This window comes from Amycolatopsis ultiminotia (assembly GCF_039536925.1).
Taxonomy (GTDB): domain Bacteria; phylum Actinomycetota; class Actinomycetes; order Mycobacteriales; family Pseudonocardiaceae; genus Amycolatopsis; species Amycolatopsis ultiminotia.
Window position 1 is genome coordinate 45491 of record NZ_BAAAZN010000028.1, and the last position, 17657, is coordinate 63147.

A 17657-nucleotide genomic window follows, 5' to 3' on the forward strand; every position below is an offset into this window, starting at 1 on the left:
CCTCCAGGAGGTCGATCAGGACGGCGGGCGTTCCACCGCGGGCGGCGGGAACAGGAACATCTGTTCAGGCGGTTCGTCGCGTACGGCGGGACGCGGCTTGGCCGCCGACCGGCCGGCGCGCCAGCGACGGCGTCGCCCGCGCGCCGCCACCAGGGTGCCGAGCACGGCCAGCAGAATCGCCAGAACCAGTGCGGCAGCACTGAGTTTCGCCGAGGAACCGGCCTGTGCCCACCACGCGTGCTCGCGTTCCGCGGCGAGGTCGACGGCCGGTGGCGGAACCGCCGGTAGTGCGGCAGGGGCGCCGGAAAGTCCTTCGGTCACCGCTCGGTACGGGTCGATCACGCCGGCGCCGTACGCCGGGCTGCCCGCACCGCCGCGCGCCATGCCGGCGGTGGCGGTCAGTCGTTGCGCTACCTGTCGCGCGTCCAGCGACGGCCAGGCGGCCCGCACGAGTGCGGCCGTGCCGGCGACGAACGGAGCGGCGAAACTGGTGCCTTCCCAATAATCGTGCCCGCCTGCCCTGGTCGACCCGACGACGCTCTTGCCCGGCGCCATCAAGTCGACATAGCCACCGATCTGGGAACTGTCGTCCCGCGCGCCGGAGATGTCGATCGAACCGACGCCCAGTATGCCCGGGTAACCGGCCGGGAAGGACGCGGAACCGGCGGCATTCTCCTGACGGTTCCCCACCGCGGCGACGACCAGCGCGTCTTTCCCCTCGGCGTAGCTGACCGCGTCGCGGATCGGGGGCAGGTCCCGGTATCCGGAAAGCGAAAGGTTGATCACCTTCGCGCCTTGGTCCGCGGCGTAACGGATGCCGTTGCCGACTGCCTGCGGGTCGATCGCCTGCGGTTCGCCGCCGTCGTTGAGCGCACGGTCGGTGACCCGCACCGGCAGGATCCGCGCACCCGGCGCGATTCCGGCGAATCCTACGCCGGAAACCGGATCGGCCGCGATGATCGAGGCGACCGCGGTGCCGTGGGACACGCAGTCGTAGTTGCCCGGCAGGTTGCCGGCGTAGAAGAAATCCCTTCCGGGCAGCACTTTGCCCGGAGCGCGCAGCTGTGGGTGATCCGAGTCGACCCCGGAGTCGACGACCGCGACCAGCACCCCGGCACCGGTGCTGTGCGGCCACACCCGTTTCGGATCGAGCAGCTGCTGCGCCCACGGTTCCTCGACGATCACCGAATGCGCGGGCTCGGCATTCGTGCACGCACCGGCAGGCGGCGCCGCCTCCGCGAGCGGCGTCACCGAAGCCGGCAGCGCCGGCACCAACGCGAACAAGGCGACGAATCGTTTCATGGTGTGGTCATGCTCCCTGCTGCACGAGGATCGCGGTGACCACTGGCCGGAAGCGGTCACCGTGGCCCCGCTCCGTTGCACCGCGGAGAAAATGCGAAGACCGGAGCAAGGAGACCACTGTGGACGGAAACCGTCAGTACCGCGAATTCACTTCCGCACTGCACCGAGTCCGTGCCGCGCTCGCCGAGATCGAGGCCACCGCGGATTCCCCGGACGGCCTCGTGCGTGCCACGACCGACGCGCACGGCCGTCTGCTCGACCTCGAGCTGGACCGGCGGATCTACCGCAGCACCGACTCCGGTGCGCTGACCGGGACCATCACCGCCACCGTGCAGGCCGCAGCCGAAGCGGCAGAGGCCGAGATCGAGCGGATCACCGGCGAGCTGTTCGCCCGCTGATCCTGGTCACCCGCGTTCCTGCACGGTACTCACGAACGCCTCGAAATCCTCGACCAGCAAAGGGAAACGGTCCTCCGTGGCGGTCAGCGTCAACCGCAGCACCGCACCCGGCAGCGGCAGGTACACCTGTGCCTGCACGAGCCGGTATCGCACACCGGCGAGGTCGGCTGCCATCCGGACCTGCTGCACCACACCGGTCTCGAACACCTCGCGGCCGATCGGCGCCACCTCCGGCATGCCCGCCCGGAGGTCGCCCAGTACGTCCTCGGCCACGTCGACCAGGCGGCGGCCCGCCGGTTCCGCCTCCCCGCCCACGGTGATGTTCGAGGTGAACGCCGGACCCCGGGTGGCCTCGTCGAGCAGGACCAGCGAGCCCTCCGGGGCGTTGACCTCCGCCGCAGGCACCTGGACCCATCCCTGCGGCACCACGAATTCGAGTGGCACAGTCCCGTTCATCGCGGTCTCCTCCGCTCACCGGCCGCCGTCGCCGGCAAACCACTCGCCGACCGCTTTTTCGGACTCTTCGAAGGACTTGGCGACCTGCGACGGGTCGACGGTGACGTCCACACTGCCACCGCCGCCGACGATCGGGGTCAGGTTCGCCCCGAGGCCGGCGTGCCACTTGCCGGATTCGTCTTCGAAGACGCCGAATTGACCCTTCGCGCCGATTCCGGCCGACCCCTCGAGCGTACCGCCGACGGTGATCCCCGCGTAGGACCCCTCCACCCGTCCGGAGATCTTGCCGCCGAGCATGACCTCGCCTTTCGCCCCGACTCCCTGGGGCCCGGCCTGCACGCCGCCGACGCCGTTGAGCCCGTACGAACCGGAGGCCTTGGCGCCGTAGCCGACGTCGCCCAGTTTGTCGTGGTAGCCGAGGCTTCCGTTGACGTCGGCTCCGCCCTCGATCTGTGCGTAGAGGCCCTTCTTGTTGTTGACCCCGGCTCCGGCCCCGGCATGCGCGCCGGTGGTCAGGTCCCAGGATCCGTTGGTGCCGTCGAAGACGCCCGTGGCCTTTTCCAGATTGGCCTCGCCCTTGACGCTGAACTCCTTGCCGTCCTTGGCAAAGCTGAGCGAGCCGTCCGCATTGAGCCCCTGGACCTTGATCTTCTGCAGCTCGCTCGCCTGCTTCTCCACCGTGCTCCGGATGTCGGCGGCGACCTTGGCCGCGAACACCGTCTGCAGGAAGGGAAACGGCAGCGCGGCGTACAGACCGGAATTCTCCTGGACAGTCTGGGTGATCGCGTTCTTCGTGTTCATCAATGCCGTCGCGTAACCGTTCACGATCGCTGCGACGCCCTGCAGCTCGGCCGGGATCTGCCCGACCTGCTGCGCGTGCTGGGTGACCTTGCCCGCGGCGGCCGAACCGGCCGGATCCGTCCATGCGGCGGTCACGCCCTGCCCGATCCGGCCCAGTTTGGTGCCGGTCGCGGCGATCTTCTCGCCGGTCTGTGCCCAGGCGAGCCCGAGTTGCCAGGCGGTGTCCTCGCTGTCCTTCGGCCATCCGTCGTAGACCTGCTTGGCGGCCAGGTACAGCGGATCGGTGGGTTCGGCGACCGGCATTGCACTCCCCCTCAGTGGTGCGGCAACGTGAACGATGACGCCGCGAGGTTGTCCATCCGCACGTAGTCGGCAATGGACTGCTTGCCTGCCTCGACGAGCTTCAGCCCGGTCCGGACGAGCTGCTGGACCTTCTGGTCCACCGAGGTCACCGCCGGGCGGTACGCGGCGGTGAAAGCCTGTCCGAGCAGACCGTCGCCCAGCTGCCCGCCGAGACTGTCGAGCTGCCCGCGTGCACCGGACCAGGCCTGCTGCAGGTCGGTGTCCGCGGCGGCGAGCGAACTCATCGCGCCCGTCGCGGCGTCGGTGTCCATCTGCATGCCGTCGGTCATCTAGCCCTCCTGCCGGATGAGCCGGTCCAGCTCGGCGAACGCCGGACCGAAGAACGGGTCGGAAGCACCGGATGCCAGCACGGGTGCGGCCACGTCCCGGGCACGCGCCCCGGCCGATTCGGCTGCCACGCGGACGGCCTCGACGATGTCCGCGGCCAGTGCCGCGGCATCCCGGTTCCGGTAAATGCGCGGATCGAGCCACAGCGACCGCAACTGTCCCTGCGCGCCCACGCTCACCTCGACCATTCCGTCCGGCGACTCGGCGCGCTCTGCCAGCTCGGCCAGTTCGGCCCGTACCCGGCGGATCCGGTCGGCATCGGTCATGCCGTCAGTTTCGCCGCCGGAACGCCGCCACAGACCCGTCTGGCAGCTAGCTGCCGACCACGATCACCACCACCGGCGCACCGCGCTAGGGCCTGTCCGCAAAACGAGTGTGGTGGTCTGCGCTTATTTTGGGTCGTGGTGCGCAGGCATGAGCTGGCCGATGAGCAGTGGCAGGTGATCGAGCCGTTTCTGCCGGTGGGGGGCGAAGGGGCGTCCGTGCGTGGATGACCGCCGGGTGCTCGACGGGATGCTGGTCAAGGCCGAGACCGGTGTCGTCCCAAGCACTTTCCCGCCACCACTCGCTACCCGCTACCCGCTACCCGCAGCATGATCGGCCCTGCCACCCCGCTCCTCCGGTGTTGAGGACACGCGCCAGCCGGGCAAGTCGTCGAGCGCGACCAGGTCGGTCGGCACCAGTGTCGTGGACAGCACCGGCTCACGCAGCAGGTTGTCGGTGAGCGCGTTGCCGACCGGCTCGCCGACTTCGGTATCGCCGGCCGAGCACCACCAGCACCTGATGCTCTTCGGGAGTCAGGCGCCGGCGTTTGCGCGGCTGGGTTTCCGCGCCGTGCTGCGCCGCGGGCTGCCCGGTTCCGCCTCGCCACCGATCGGCAGGCCGAGATACCAGTTCTGCAGGTCGAACACGTCGGCCGGATGGGTACCGCCGGTCCGGCCCGCCGCCAATGCGGCGGTCCCGGGCCCGCGCACCAGGCCCGCCGCGAGCACCACGGCCGTACCCCCGGACAAGACTCGCCGCAGGTCCAGGTGTTCCCTCCTCGGTTCCGGCAGTGCGGTTTCCGGTGCTGTCCCACCGTCGAGGTGGGACCGGTCCCATCCCCCCTTAGCTAGCCCGGGACAGGGAGCAGGCTGCGGAGCTCGAACACGGCGCGCAGCCGGGTGCGCAACGGTGCACCGGCCAGTCCCTTGCGGATCGCCCGCACCGCGGTCCAGGCCTGCGAAACCGTGCCCTCGTCCACCGCCGCACCGGACCACAGCGCCACATCAACCTGACGCGCCAGCCACTCCAGCCCTTCCGCGACCGATCTATCCACTGTGGACGGAAGAATGCCGGTCAGGTCTCGTACGGTCGCCCCGGGTGGCACGACGATTCCCCGTGCCCGCAACAGGTCTCTCGCTTCTCGCCACGCCGCGACCACCGCGTCCGCGCCGGTCCGCCTGCGCCGCCGGGCGGTGCGGAGCACCCGGAGCACCGGGATCGCGGCCACCGCCAGCACCACCAGCGCAAGCACCCCGGCCAGCACCCACACCGGCGGGAACGGCAGCCGGGAACCCGCGGACCCCGAATCGTCCGCGGCCGGATCGTCCTTCGGCACGTCCGGATCGTGCAGCTGCGGTGGTGGCGGCAACGCCGCCCTCGCCTGCGCGGTGACCTGTGCCAGCTGGCCCGCGGCCTGACCGGAACCGCTCGCCGCGGTGCCGGTCGGATCCAGTGGCACCCAGCCCGCACCGGCAACGGCCACCTCCGGCCAGGCCAGCACGTCTCCATTGTGGACGGTCCCGGAAGCCCCGCCGGTGGCCCGGAAGCCGACCGCGAGCCGGGCCGGGATGCCGGTGACCCGTGCCAGTGCGACGTACGCCGCGGCGAACTGCTCACTGGTGCCTGCCTTGGCGCCGAACAGGAACGTGCGCAGCTGCGCCCAGCCACTGCCGGTCGGCAGCTTCGGACCGTTCGCGAGCCGGTAGTTCTCGCTGAGATAGCGCTCCAGCTGCAGCGCGGAGCGGAACGAGGGACGCAATCCGCCGGTCGCCTTCCTGGCCAGGTCCGCCACCCCGGCCGGAACCTGGCCGAGGCCACCGGTCACCGCGTGCGGATCGATCCCGGCGTCCACCAGTGCATCGGGGACGCTGGGCTCCCGCCAGCCGAGGTCGTAGCTGAGCGGGCCGGTGCGGTCGGGCAGCAGGAGCACGCCGGTGCCGGGGTCGACCAGCGGCGCGACACCGGTCACCGAGGCCGGTTCGGGCTGGCTCGGCAACCAGGGTCCCTCGGTCGAGGCGGGAACGGTGATCCGCGCGTGCTGCGCGGCGTCGCCGAGCGTCGCGCCGAGCCGCCGGTAACCGTCGTCGGATCGCCAGGTGACCCCGTCGAAGTCGTCGAGCACGGCCAGCCGCCAACGATCGATCGGGGTGGCACCGGAGTAGCTGAACACCGGCGTGGCCGGATGCGCGAGCCGGTCCGCGATCTGGTCGAGCGGATCGTCGACGCGCATCGGCGGCAGCGGTGCGGCCTCGTGCTGGATCGCCATCGGCGGCTGTGCACCCTGATCGATCGCCGTGATACCCACGGAAACCGCCACCGCCAGCACCGCCATCGGGACCAGCAGCACCGGACGGCTGCCATGGCGCCGGGTCACCATCAGCAGCGCACCGGCCACGACGACGTAAGCCAGCCCGGCAGCCGTCGCCACCACGCCGGACAACGCGACGTACGCCTGGCTCAGCCCGGCGACCGCGAGCCCCGGCAGCAACGCGACGGCCGGACGGCGCAGCAATTCCACGCCCAGCACCGAAGCGAAGAGCACGGCCAGCGGAACGAACAGCAGCAGTTCCGGGTCCGGGCGCGCGGGCCAGGTCGACTGCAGGGTCAGCTGCCAGGACTGGGTGACGCCGTCAAGCAGGCCGCCCAGCAGCTGCGGACCCGGTAGCGCGGGCCCGAACTCGAGTTCGCCCAGTGCCAGCAGGCCGACGACGAGGGCGAGCACCGGTCGCCACGGCGCGAGCGCGCTCACCTTCGCGCACAGTTCGGCGACCGCGAAACACGCCACCAGCACCACCGCGATCGGGAGCGCGAGCGGTCCGGCGCCGAACACCGGTGCGAACAGCAGACCGGTCAGGCCCGCGGCGAGCAACACCAGTGCGGCCGCCGACCGCCTGGTCCATTGTGGACTCATCGGGAAATCGCGTTCCAGCGCCGGGCCGCCTCGGCGGCGTCGGAAACCTGGAGCACCGTCGCACCCGGAATTCCAGTCGCCTGGCCGGTTTCACCGAGCCCGAACACGACGACCGGCGAGTACCGGCCGCGCAGCGCGGCCAGCGCAGCCCGGTCCGCGGGGCCGGCGCCGGCGGTGACCACGGCCAGCCCGCCGACCCCGGAACGGATCAGCTCGTCGGGGATCAGCGCGGCGTCCCCGGAGGAGTCCACCTCGCACAGCGCGTCGAGCAGCCGCCGCAACGCCACGGTGCCGCCGCCGGTGTCCACGTCGAGCCCGCCGGGGGTGACCAGCCGCACCGGCTGGTCCGCCCCGGCCGCCGACGCGACCAGCGAGGCGGCGAGGTCCACCGCCTCCTCCAGCAACGCACCGGTCAACCGGCTGTCCAGCAAGGTGGTGAACCGCGGCTGGTCGGGATCGACGTAATCGCGGACCATCAGCTTCCCGGTTCGCGCGGTCGCTTTCCAGTGCAGGTGCCGGACTTCGTCGCCGGGCACGTATTCGCGAACCTCACGCAGGTCGAACGAACCACGCAGGCGTTCGTCGACCGCCGCGCCCTCGTGGTGGTGCCGCGGCCGCCCGCCCGCAGGCACGCGCATCACGTGCAGCTGCGGATACACCCACAATGTCGCGGTTTGCCCGGTGGTGAGCCGCCGGTGGCCGAGGCCGAGCGGATCACCGCGGTCGAGCGTGAGCGGGCCGACCTGGTGCCTGCCGCGCCGCGTCGTGGGCAGTTCGTAGTGGTGCACGGCCTCGGCGCTGGGCGCCAGCGCTCGCACGCGGACGGTCTGCGTGGCCGAGCCGATCCGGTCGCCTGCGCTGAACGCGGCCTGGCGGCGGCCGGTCGGATTGTGCACGCGCAGCCGGGCGAACGCCGGACGGCCGCGCTCCACCCGGTCCGGATAAACCTCGCGGGTCACCGCGACCCGCGGCCGCCGCCCGGTCACCGCGATCGCGGAGACGAGCGCGCCTGCCCCGGCGCCGGCAATCGCGAGGAACAGCGGATAGCCGGCGATCTGGCCGAGGACGAAGAGGACGATCGTGGCCACCAGTATCCCGATGCCCCGCCCGGTCGGCCGGACCATCAAGCCCTCGCCCCGCTCGCGGCAGGCGCCGGGGTCGCGTCGAGCACTTCGTCCACGACGCTTGCCGGGCTCCGATCGTGCAGTTCCGCGTCGGTGGTGAGGATCAGCCGGTGCGCGAGTACCGGATGCGCGACCTCCTTGACGTCGTCCGGGGTCACGAACGCACGGCCGTAAGTGGCCGCCAGCCCTTGCGCAGCACGGATCAACGCGATACTGCCCCGCGGGCTGGCGCCGTAGCGCAGTGCCGCGTGCTCGCGCGTGGCAGCGGCCAGCCGGGCGGCGTACTCGCAGACCGCGCGGTCGACGTGCGCCGAGCGGACCTGGTCGATGGTGTGCTGCAGGGTCGGCAGATCGACCACCGGCGACAGTTCGTCCGGGCCGACCCCGGCGCATTCGCCCATGATCACCATGACCTCGCTGGCCAGATCGGGGTAGCCGACCTCGAGCCGCATCAGGAAGCGGTCCAGCTGGGCCTCGGGCAGCCGGTAGGTACCTGCCATCTCGATCGGGTTCTGCGTGGCGACGACGAGGAACGGCCGCGGCACCTCGTGCCGCACCGCATCCACCGTCACCGTCCGCTCCGCCATCACCTCCAGCAGTGCGGACTGGGTTTTCGGGGTACCGCGGTTGATCTCGTCCGCAACCACGATGTTCGCGAAGATCCCGCCGGGGTGGAACTCGAACCGCTCGGCATGCTGGTGGTAGACCGGCACCCCGGTGATGTCGCCCGGCAGCAGGTCCGGGGTGAACTGGATGCGGTTCCACGAACCGCCGATACTGCGCGCAATGCAGCGGGCCAGCGTCGTCTTGCCGACGCCGGGCACGTCCTCCACGAGCAGATGCCCCTCGGCGAACAACGCGGCGATCGCGAGCCGCACCACCTGTGGTTTGCCCCGCAGGACACTGTGGACGTTCGCCGCGATGCGCTCGTAGCCGGTACCGGGCGGAAGTGCTTGGGTCATCTGCTCATTCCCAGACGATGTGGTTGGACTGCTTGCTGGTGCCGTCCGATGCGGTGACGGTGACCCAGATTTCCTGACCGGGCTGGTCGTAGTCGAGGTCGGTGTAAGTAACCGAACCGTTGGCGTCGGTCTTCGTGTTCTCGGTCCTGACATTGCCGGTGGTGTCCGAGCTGAGCCGGATCGAGACGGTGCTGTTCGGCGGGAAGCCGGAGACCGTCACGTTGACGCGTGCGCAGTTCTCGTGGCAGCTGTCGGTCTCGGTCGACGAGCCCTGGCTGATCTCCACGCTCTGCGCCGGGATCGTGATGGACTTCGAGCCGGCGGCACCGTTCACCGTTTTCCCGTCGGGTGTCTTGGTCACCGCACGCACGGTGAAGGTGTAGGTCTTCCCCGCGCTCAGCCCGCGGTAGGACGCGCCGGTCCCGGAAACGTCCTGAGTGGACAGTCCGGTGCCGGAAACCTGGTAGTGCACCAGCGATCCGCCGCCGAGGTCCGGCTGACTCCAGGACAGCGACACATCGTTGCCGTCGCGGCTCGCGGTCAGCGCCGGCGCGGACGCCGCCGCAGCCGGGGTGGCCGAGGCCGACGCACCCGGCCCGGTACCCGCCTTGTTCACCGCGACCACCGTGAAGGTGTAGCGGGTTCCGTTGGTGAGCCCGGAAATACTGGCCCGGCGAGTGCCGCCGCCGACCGTCTTCGAACCGCCCGCCCAGCTGATCCGGTAGGAGGTCACGGTGGCGCGGTTGCTCGCCGCAGCACCCCAGCTGAGCGTGGCCGATCCGGAATCGCCGGTGGCCGACACGTTCGACGGTGCACCGGGCGGGCTCGCCGGCACCGCGGGCGGCGAAGACGGCGGGGGCTTCGGCGGCGGTTTCTGGCTCGGTGTCCTGGGATCGTGCTTGTTGTCGTTGCCTGCACCCGGATCCGGCACCGGCTGCCCGGTGCCGCGCTGCTCGGCCGGTGGCAGCACGTTCGGCTGCGGCGGGGCAGGCTGGTCCGGCGCCGGCTGGTCCGGTTTCCCGTTCGGCGGCGGGACCACCGGGACGTCGGTGACCTTGCCGTCCTTGCCGACCACCAGCACGTGCGTGCCCTGTCCGCCGTCGACGTAGACGCGGGAGTCCTCGCCGCGGGTCAGCCGCGAAGTGCCGGAGCCGGGCGGAATCGGCTTGGCGTCGGACTGTTTGCCGGTGCTGTCGAAGGTGAGCAGCGTGCCGGAGGTGCGGTCGACGAGCGCGACGACCGAACCACCCGCCACCGGCCCGTCGTACTGCCCGGCGGGCAGCGGCACGGTGACCGGCTTGGCCGCCTTCGGCGACGGATCGACCAGGTAGAGCCGATTCGCCTGCGGATCGAGCAGCGGCACCCGTCCGGAGACGTCGTTCGCCGCGGTGCGCAGATCCTTCGCCGCGGGCAGGCCCATCGGCACGGCGTCGCCGAGACCGCCGCCCTCGACGCTGCGCACGGTCCCGTCGGTGGTGTCGACGAAATGCGGTCTGTCGCCGACCAGGGTGAGCTCGCCGGTATGCCCCGGCGGCAGCACGACCGGACACGAGGAGACGCGATCCGCGCCCCGGTCGAGCCGGCACACCAGGCCCGAGCCGGTGCGCAGCAGCCAGAGCGTGCCGTCCGCGGTGGCGACCGGATCGCCGACCGGGCCACCCGCGGACATCGTCGCCGACGGATCGCCGAGCCGCACGATCTGCCCGGCCTGGCGGTACACCAGATACGGCCCGCCCGCGGTCTCGACCCCGACCGGGATTTCGCCGGACGGCGGCCGCACCGAGGGCCCGGCGCTCAGATCCGATTTGCCGAACCGGGTGATCCGCTGGTCACCGACCACGTACCCGCTGGTGTCGCCCTGCACGACCTGACTGTCCTGATCCCCCGGCACCGGAGCCTGCGCGTCGATGGACGAGGTCCCGCCGTCGAGGTGGAAGGCCGCCTGCAGCACCGAGTTGTAGACCCAGTGCCCGCCGGGCACCACCCGCATACCGGGCATCGGCTTTGCCGCCCCGGTGATCGCGGCGACCAGTGCCGCGGCGGCGATCACCACGATCGCCACCACCGGCAGCCTGCCGCGCCACGATCCGTTGCGCCGAGTGCTCTCGCTCACAGCGACGGAGACTAGCCGAACGATCGGGGACGGGTCCCGAGGTTGGCCACAAGGGGCCATCCGGCACCGGGAACGCCCGATATCCGGCCCGATCCGCCCGTTTCCCGGACAGCGGCGGATCTTCGGCTCGGCACGGCGGGGTCAGGTCCGGCCCGGGTCCGCGGGCAGGGTCAGGTCGAAGATCGCCCCGCCCTCCTCGGCGTTGTACACCGCCAGCGCGCCGCCGTGGGCTTGCGCGACCCACCGCACGATCGACAGTCCGAGGCCGGTCGAACCGCTTCCGCTGGTGAACCGGTCGAGCGTGCCGTCCGCGACCGCGTTCTCCACCCCGGGACCGTGGTCGGCGACGATGACCCGCCCGCCGGCGACGGTGATGTGCACGATCGCAGGCTGCCCCGGCTGACGGCCGTAGCGCACGGCGTTGTCCAGCAGGTTCCCGATCGCCCGCTGCACCAGCCCCGGATCGACGTGCACCAGTGACGGCGCGGCGGTCACTGTCACGCTGGCGCCGTCGGCCGGGGTGTCGTCGACGAGTGCGGTCACCAGCTGGTCCAGCCAGACCGGCTGGATGGCCAGTTCGTCCACCCCCGCGGCGAGCCGGGCACGCACCAGCAGGCTGTCGATGATCCCGCCCATCCGCGCAGCCAGTCCGACGGTGCGGGGCAACAGCTCGGTGGTCTGCTCCGGATGCCGCAGCGTCGTCTCGGCCAGCGCACGCAGTGCGGCGACCGGGGTACGCAGATCGTGCGCGGTCTCGGCGAGCAGGACCTCCTGCTGTTCCAGTGCCGTCACCGCAGGCCGGATCGCCCGGCCCGCGATGAAGTGCCCGGCCAGCCCCAGCCCGCCGATGAGCACCAGGCAGCCGCCGAACACCAGCAGGGTGTAGCGCAGGTGGTCGTCGTAGGTGGGCTGGGCGTCGGTGACCGCGACGACCGCGCCGATGAACTGGCCGGATTTGCTGCGCACCGGTTCGGCACGCATCCGCAGCCGCCGGTCGTCGCGATCACGGAACTGCCCGTACTCGATGCGCCCGGTGCGGGCCGCCTCGTCCGCGTAACCGCCGAGCACCGGGAGGTCCACCTGCACGCACTGCTGGGCACTCGAATACGCCGGGAACCGGCCGGAAGCACCCGGCAGCACGTAGAACTGCGGGCACTGGTCGTTGAGCTCGTCGCTGGAGACGAAGCCGGTGACCAGTGTCGCGTTGGTGGCGTCGTACTGCAGCAGCCGGGCGACCACTGCGGTCACCCGCTGCAGGTCGGCGTCGAGCTGCCGGGCACCCTGCTGGTCGTCGTCGTTGATCAGCAGCCAGGCCAACGCGATCAGGCCGATCGCGTTGATGCCGGTGAAGACGAGCGTGAGCAGCCGGCGCAGGCCGCGCAGCCGCTCGGCGGCGGTCCGCTGCTTCACGACGCCGGGTCCGCGAAGCCGAGGCGGTAGCCGTGCCCGCGCACGGCGTGGATCAGGTTCGGCTCCCGCAGCTTGCGCCGCAGCCGTTTCACCACGGCGTCGACCACATTGGACATCGGGTCCGCGCTCTCGTCCCAGCAGTGCTCGATCAGGTCACTGCGGGAAACGGCCTGCTCCGGGTGCACGGCCAGGTACTCCAGCACGGAGAACTCCCTCCCGGACAGGGTGAGCAGCACGCCGGCGCGCCGGGTTTCGCGGCGGGCGCAGTCGATTTCGAGGTCCGCGAACCGCAGCACCGGCGGACGGCTGCCACCCGGCCGGCACAGCGAGCGCACCCGTGCGGTCAGCTCCGCCATCGAGAACGGCTTGACCACATAGTCGTCGCCGCCGTGGGTGAACCCGTCGACCCGGTCGGCCGCCCGGTCCCGAGCGGTCAGGAACAGCACTCGCGCGTTCCACCCGGCCAGCCGGCGCCGACGCACGTAGTCGAGCGCGTCACCGTCGGGCAACATCCGGTCCAGCACCACGCAGCCGAAGTCGGACCTTCGCAGCTCGGCGTCGGTCCCGGCCAGGTCCGCGGCCTCGACGACGGCGAAGCCGCCCGCGGTCAGCTCTGCCTGCACCGCCGTCCGCAGGTTCTCGTCGTCCTCGACGAGCAGTACTCGCACCGGCTGGCTCATGTCATCGAAACCTCATCTTCGGGGTGGTCCTATTCCACTCACGGTGGATCCACCGGCGGCGACGAGGAGGTGGCTGAGTGATCTTCCCCGGATCGGACCAAGCGGAGTGCCCGTACCCTAGCGCGCTAGCCCGGCTGAATCACCCGTTCACGGTGACGTGGCCACAAGCGGCCATCTCCGGCTCGGAGGTGCACTGTGGACGGTCGTGAGCAGGCAGTGCCGGCCTGGGCCGGCCCGGCCCGGCCGGACCAGGCGCCGCGAGCGGCGGGCGCTCCGGTGCTCGTCGTCTCGGCGGCGGCCACCGCAGCCCCGGCATACGTCCGGACGCCCGCACCACCGGCCACTTTCGCGGCAGCGGCACCGGCGCCCGCCCTGCCCCGCGCGGTGCCTCCGCCACCGCGTCCGGTACCTCCGCGACCCGCCCCGGCCCCGGTGGCGCAACGCCGTCCGGTCCCGCCTGCCGCACGGATCGAGCTGCCGCAGGTCGTCTGCTGGCAGCTGTCCGTGGTGACCGTGCTGGCGACGCTGGACCGGCCGTGGCCGGTGCTCACCGCGGCCTCGGCTGCCGCGGTGATTCTGCTGGCGCTGACCACGATCCGGGTCCGCGGCAAGTGGCTGTACGAACTCGCCGGCCTCGGCTGCCGCTTCCTGCTTCGCCGCCGCAGGCACGACCTCCCGGATTCGACGGCGAAGGCAACCGCGCTGATCGGGCTACTGCTGCCCGGTTCCACCGTGCGGCCGCTGGAAACCGCACAGGGCACCACGGCGGCGATCAGCCACGCACACGGCCTGACCGCGCTGCTCGCCCCGGACCGACCGGTCGACCCGCGGACCTTCCCTTCGCCGGCCGCACTGCTGCCGCCCTCGAACGACGAGGACCCCGGGTTCGCCGTGCAGGTGGCCTTCCACGCCGGAACGCGGCCGGACTCGCCTGCCCGGATGTGGCTGGCCGCAGGCGCGATCCGCTCCGCGGACGTACCGGGCGACGACGAACTGGAACTCGCGCTGCGCAACGCACTGCGGCGGATCCGGCGGGCACTGGGCCGCGCCGGAATGCCCGCGGGCCCGCCTGCCGAGGACTCGGTTTCCGCCGCACTCACCGCGTTGTCGCACGTGAGCGGTGGCCGCAACGAACTACGGGAGGACTGGCGGTTCTGGCGTACCGGCCCGGTTTCCCAGTCCTGCTTCACCCTCGAGGGCTGGGCCGCGCTGGCCGAGCCGACGGCCGCCGCACTCACCGTCCGGCTGCTCACCCCGGTCGCCGGGGTCGCGGTGTCGCTCACCCTCGCCGCCAGGACCGGCGGCGAACGGTCCGCGGTGCTGCGGCTCGCGGCCACCACCGAAGCGGCGGTCGACGCGACCGCCGCCCGGCTCACCCAGCTCCTCGTCCCTGCCGGTATCCGGCTGTCCCGCCACGACGGCGGTCACTTCCCCGCGGTGGCCGCGTCGCTCCCGATCGGAGGTTTTCCGCGATGACCCTCGCATTCGACCAGCCCCGCCCGCTTTCGGGCACCCCGGCAGGCGCGGTCGCCGACCTGCTCTCCCGTGCGTCGTTCGAGGTGCTCGTGATGAGCACGCAATCCTCGTTCGGGCCTGACCCGATCGGCCTGGTACACCCTGGTGATCACGCCAACCTGCGCCGCGGAGTGCGCTACCGCGTGCTCGCACCGGACGCCGCACGGACCGCGCCGCGGCTGTCCACCCGGGTCGCCGAGCTGACCCTCGCCGGTGCCTCGACCCGGACCGTGCCGCGGGTTCCGCTGGACGCGCTGGTCGTCGACGGCACGGCGGTCGTACTGCCGGCCGGGGTCACCGGCGCGGCCGCGTTCCACCTGCCCGGCGTCGTGACGTCGGTGGTGGAGCTGTTCGAGCGGGTCTGGCCGACCGCCGTGCCGCTGCAGACGCCTGCCACCGAGAGCGCCGACAGCGACCAGCGGGAACGCGAACTGCTGAAACTTCTTTCCGCGGGTTACACGGACGCGGCGGCCGCCGTGAAGCTCGGCATTTCGGTGCGCACGGTCCGGCGGACGGTGGCCGACGTGATGAACCGGCTCGGTGCGCGCAGCCGTTTCCAGGCCGGGGCGAAGGCCGCCGACCGTGGCTGGCTGAACGAGCGGGCGGGCTGATGACCGCAGCGGCCGCCCGGACCCTGCTGGTGGCACCCGGTCAGCAGGGTGCCTACGCGACGATCGGCGAGGCAGTGCAGGCCGCCCCGGACGGCGCCACGATCTCCGTCGCGAACGGCAGCTACGAGGAGACGTTCGAACTCGTCGGACGACGGCTGACGCTGCGTGCCGCGGCCGGCGCGAAGGTCCGGCTCGACGGCACCGGTGCAGACTGGGCGACCCTGCGCGTCCGCGCGGGTTTCCTTGCCCTGCAGGGGATCGAAGTCGCCGCCTGGGGCACCGCGGTGCACGCCGAAGACGCCGAGCTGATCCTGGAACGCTGCACCCTGACCGCGAACGGCGGTCCGGCGGTGAGCGTGCGCGGCTGCCGCCGGTTCACCCTCGGCCGCTGCACGATCAGCGGAGCCGAACAAGGCGTGGTCGCGGAAAGCTCGTCCGGACGGATCGAAAACTGCGAAATCCGCGACATCACCGGCGACGGCCTGGTGCTCGGACTCGGCGCCGATCCGACGGTGGCCGGCTGCACCATCGCCGGCTGCGGGTACCGCGGCATGTACCTCTACCAGTACGCGCGCCCGGTGGTCGAAGGCTGCGACGTATCCCGCACGTCCGGCCCCGGCATCGCGGTCGCCCACCGGAGCGTGCCGACCATCCGGCGCACCACCGTGCACGACGTGACCGGCGCCGGGATCTCCTTCGGCGCGGACTGCGGTGGGCTGGTCGAGGCGTGCCGGCTGGAGAACACCGCGGAGCCCTCGATCGATCTCGCCGACGGCGCGACACCGACGATCGCCGAACCCGCGACGACCGAGGCCGTCGCGGGCCTGGACGGATTGCTTGCCGAACTGGACGGAATGGTCGGCCTGCACGGAGTCAAGGCCGAGGTACGGGCGGTCGTGGACGAGATACAGGTCGACGAATGGCGCCGGAACGCCGGACTTGCCGTCGGCGCGGTGAGCCACCACCTGATCTTCACCGGTGCCCCGGGTACCGGTAAGACGACCGTCGCACGGACCTACGGAAGCCTGTTGCGGGAACTCGGTGTGCTCACCGGCGGGCAGTTCCGCGAGGTGTCCCGGCGCGATCTGGTCGGGCAGTACATCGGCCACACCGCGGAAAAGACGTCCGTGGTCTTCGAAGAATGTCTCGGCGGGGTGCTGTTCATCGACGAGGCCTACACGCTGTCCCGGCAGACCGGCGGCGGCGACTTCGGCCAGGAGGCGATCGACACCCTGGTCAAGCTGATGGAGGACCATCGGGACGAGGTGGCGGTGATCGTCGCCGGGTACACCGGCGAGATGGCCGGGTTCCTCGCCGCGAACCCCGGGCTCGCGTCCCGGTTCGCGAAGACCATCGAGTTCGAGGACTACACGCCGGAGGATCTGCTGCAGATCGTCCGGCGGATGGCCGAGTACGGCGACTACACGCTCACCCCGGACACCGAACCGGTGCTGCTGAGCCATTTCGCCCGGATCGCGGCGCTGCCGGGATTCGGCAACGCCCGCGACGCGCGGCGGTCGTTCGAGGGTGCACGCAAGGCGCAGTCGCAACGGCTGCGCGGCCTCGGCCGGATCCCGGAGACGAGCGAACTGCGCACGTTGACCGCGGCTGACCTGCTCGCCGCCACCTCGTGACCCGTGCACGCTACGCTCGGTGGCTGTGCGGGTACTTCTCACCGAGGACGACGCCGATCTGCTGCTCGCCGTGAGCACGTCGCTGCGAGGTGCCCTGCTCGCCGTCGACACCGCGACCGATCTGGCGGCGGCCGATCTGGCGCTGTCGGTCAACGCCTACGACTGCGCGGTCTTCGACCGGATGCTGCCCGACGGCGACGCGCTCGACCACGTGGGCCGCCGCCGCTCGGCCTGGCTGGTGCCGGTCCCGGTGCTGTTCCTGACCGCGCTCAGCACTCCGGCCGATGTGGTGGCCGGACTCGGCGTCGGCGACGACTACCTGGCCAAGCCGTTCGAGATGGCCGAACTGATCGGCAGGGTGCTGAGCCTGTGCCGGCGGGCACCGGCGCCGTCCGCCCCGGCCGTGCTGCACTGCGGGGATCTGGAACTCGACGCCGGCCGCCGCGAGGTCCGCCGCGCGGGCGTGCTGCTCACCCTGACCCGCACCGAATTCACCGTGCTGAAACTGCTGCTGGAACACCATCCGGCACCGGTCGGGCACCGCCTGCTGCTCCGGCACGGCTGGGACGAGATGGCCAACCCGTCGTCCAACGTGCTGCCGGTGCTGATCCGGCAACTGCGCAGCAAACTCCGTAACCCGCCGATGATCGAGAACGTCCGGGGAATCGGCTACCGGATCACCGCGGGCGAAGGACCACGCGGAAGGTGAAAAGCGGCGTAGCCGGATCGAGCTGACCGCCGCCGCCAGACCGTTGATCAAGGTTTTCATCGGGATTTCATCGCTGC

At 71.5% G+C, this 17657-nt stretch carries 17 protein-coding genes; 5 read left to right on the plus strand and 12 right to left on the minus strand.

Features of this window, described 5'->3' with window-relative positions:
* Positions 1-15: 15 nt before the first annotated feature.
* Positions 16-1302, minus strand: coding sequence for a type VII secretion-associated serine protease mycosin (gene mycP / locus ABD793_RS39280; protein ID WP_344868701.1), 1287 nt, complete (start codon positions 1300-1302; stop codon positions 16-18).
* A gap of 119 nt (positions 1303-1421) precedes the next feature.
* Here mycP and ABD793_RS39285 point away from each other — a divergent pair, with 119 nt between their 5' ends.
* Positions 1422-1700 carry a YbaB/EbfC family nucleoid-associated protein gene (locus tag ABD793_RS39285; protein ID WP_344868702.1) on the plus strand — a complete coding sequence of 93 codons (279 nt, stop codon included), beginning with the start codon at positions 1422-1424 and terminating at the stop codon, positions 1698-1700.
* Positions 1701-1706: 6 nt separating this feature from the next.
* Here ABD793_RS39285 and ABD793_RS39290 read toward each other — a convergent pair whose 3' ends face one another.
* From ABD793_RS39290 to ABD793_RS39340, 11 genes are all read right to left on the minus strand, one after another.
* Positions 1707-2156: a hypothetical protein gene (locus ABD793_RS39290; RefSeq protein WP_344868703.1), complete on the minus strand. Its 450-nt coding sequence runs from the start codon at positions 2154-2156 to the stop codon at positions 1707-1709.
* Between the two features lie 15 nt (positions 2157-2171).
* Positions 2172-3260: a WXG100-like domain-containing protein gene (locus ABD793_RS39295; protein WP_344868704.1), complete on the minus strand. Its 1089-nt coding sequence runs from the start codon at positions 3258-3260 to the stop codon at positions 2172-2174.
* 11 nt (positions 3261-3271) lie between these two features.
* Positions 3272-3589, minus strand: coding sequence for a hypothetical protein (locus tag ABD793_RS39300; RefSeq protein WP_344868705.1), 318 nt, complete (start codon positions 3587-3589; stop codon positions 3272-3274).
* Positions 3590-3913: a YbaB/EbfC family nucleoid-associated protein gene (locus ABD793_RS39305; protein WP_344868706.1), complete on the minus strand. Its 324-nt coding sequence runs from the start codon at positions 3911-3913 to the stop codon at positions 3590-3592. It abuts the gene before it with no gap.
* A 531-nt stretch (positions 3914-4444) separates the two neighbouring features.
* On the minus strand, positions 4445-4642 hold the full coding sequence (locus ABD793_RS39310; RefSeq protein WP_344868707.1) for a hypothetical protein: 198 nt from the start codon (positions 4640-4642) through the stop codon (positions 4445-4447).
* Positions 4643-4758: 116 nt separating this feature from the next.
* Positions 4759-6822 (minus strand): transglutaminase TgpA family protein, encoded by a 2064-nt coding sequence (locus ABD793_RS39315; RefSeq protein WP_344868709.1) that lies wholly within the window; start codon positions 6820-6822, stop codon positions 4759-4761.
* The gene (locus ABD793_RS39320; RefSeq protein ID WP_344868710.1) at positions 6819-7946 is read right to left on the minus strand and encodes a DUF58 domain-containing protein; all 1128 of its coding nucleotides are present in this window, start codon (positions 7944-7946) and stop codon (positions 6819-6821) included. The genes ABD793_RS39315 and ABD793_RS39320 overlap by 4 nt, the downstream gene beginning before the upstream one ends.
* A complete protein-coding gene (locus ABD793_RS39325) occupies positions 7946-8908 on the minus strand; it encodes an AAA family ATPase (RefSeq protein WP_344868711.1) in 963 nt (320 codons plus the stop codon). Before ABD793_RS39325 ends, ABD793_RS39320 begins: the two co-directional genes overlap by 1 nt.
* Positions 8909-8912: 4 nt before the next feature.
* Complete coding sequence (locus ABD793_RS39330) at positions 8913-11021, minus strand: fibronectin type III domain-containing protein (RefSeq protein ID WP_344868712.1); 2109 nt, start codon at positions 11019-11021, stop codon at positions 8913-8915.
* A 141-nt stretch (positions 11022-11162) separates the two neighbouring features.
* Positions 11163-12431 (minus strand): sensor histidine kinase, encoded by a 1269-nt coding sequence (locus ABD793_RS39335; protein ID WP_344868713.1) that lies wholly within the window; start codon positions 12429-12431, stop codon positions 11163-11165.
* Positions 12428-13111 (minus strand): response regulator transcription factor, encoded by a 684-nt coding sequence (locus tag ABD793_RS39340; protein ID WP_344868714.1) that lies wholly within the window; start codon positions 13109-13111, stop codon positions 12428-12430. The genes ABD793_RS39335 and ABD793_RS39340 overlap by 4 nt, the downstream gene beginning before the upstream one ends.
* 195 nt (positions 13112-13306) lie before the next feature.
* Here ABD793_RS39340 and ABD793_RS39345 point away from each other — a divergent pair, with 195 nt between their 5' ends.
* From ABD793_RS39345 to ABD793_RS39360, 4 genes are read left to right on the plus strand one after another with little or no spacing between them, the layout of a single operon-like run.
* A complete protein-coding gene (locus tag ABD793_RS39345) occupies positions 13307-14587 on the plus strand; it encodes a type VII secretion protein EccE (RefSeq protein WP_344868715.1) in 1281 nt (426 codons plus the stop codon).
* Positions 14584-15237: a helix-turn-helix transcriptional regulator gene (locus ABD793_RS39350; RefSeq protein WP_344868716.1), complete on the plus strand. Its 654-nt coding sequence runs from the start codon at positions 14584-14586 to the stop codon at positions 15235-15237. The genes ABD793_RS39345 and ABD793_RS39350 overlap by 4 nt, the downstream gene beginning before the upstream one ends.
* Complete coding sequence (locus tag ABD793_RS39355) at positions 15237-16871, plus strand: right-handed parallel beta-helix repeat-containing protein (protein WP_344868717.1); 1635 nt, start codon at positions 15237-15239, stop codon at positions 16869-16871. Before ABD793_RS39350 ends, ABD793_RS39355 begins: the two co-directional genes overlap by 1 nt.
* Positions 16872-16896: 25 nt before the next feature.
* The gene (locus tag ABD793_RS39360; protein WP_344868719.1) at positions 16897-17580 is read left to right on the plus strand and encodes a response regulator transcription factor; all 684 of its coding nucleotides are present in this window, start codon (positions 16897-16899) and stop codon (positions 17578-17580) included.
* Positions 17581-17657: the final 77 nt, after the last annotated feature.

Coding starts and splice junctions, on each gene's coding strand:
- mycP (WP_344868701.1), bottom strand. CDS start 1,302: ATGAAACGATTCGTCGCCTTGTTCGCGTTGGTGCCGGCGCTGCCGGCT.
- ABD793_RS39290 (WP_344868703.1), bottom strand. CDS start 2,156: ATGAACGGGACTGTGCCACTCGAATTCGTGGTGCCGCAGGGATGGGTC.
- ABD793_RS39295 (WP_344868704.1), bottom strand. CDS start 3,260: ATGCCGGTCGCCGAACCCACCGATCCGCTGTACCTGGCCGCCAAGCAG.
- ABD793_RS39300 (WP_344868705.1), bottom strand. CDS start 3,589: ATGACCGACGGCATGCAGATGGACACCGACGCCGCGACGGGCGCGATG.
- ABD793_RS39305 (WP_344868706.1), bottom strand. CDS start 3,913: ATGACCGATGCCGACCGGATCCGCCGGGTACGGGCCGAACTGGCCGAG.
- ABD793_RS39315 (WP_344868709.1), bottom strand. CDS start 6,822: ATGAGTCCACAATGGACCAGGCGGTCGGCGGCCGCACTGGTGTTGCTC.
- ABD793_RS39320 (WP_344868710.1), bottom strand. CDS start 7,946: ATGGTCCGGCCGACCGGGCGGGGCATCGGGATACTGGTGGCCACGATC.
- ABD793_RS39325 (WP_344868711.1), bottom strand. CDS start 8,908: ATGACCCAAGCACTTCCGCCCGGTACCGGCTACGAGCGCATCGCGGCG.
- ABD793_RS39340 (WP_344868714.1), bottom strand. CDS start 13,111: ATGAGCCAGCCGGTGCGAGTACTGCTCGTCGAGGACGACGAGAACCTG.
- ABD793_RS39350 (WP_344868716.1), top strand. CDS start 14,584: ATGACCCTCGCATTCGACCAGCCCCGCCCGCTTTCGGGCACCCCGGCA.
- ABD793_RS39355 (WP_344868717.1), top strand. CDS start 15,237: ATGACCGCAGCGGCCGCCCGGACCCTGCTGGTGGCACCCGGTCAGCAG.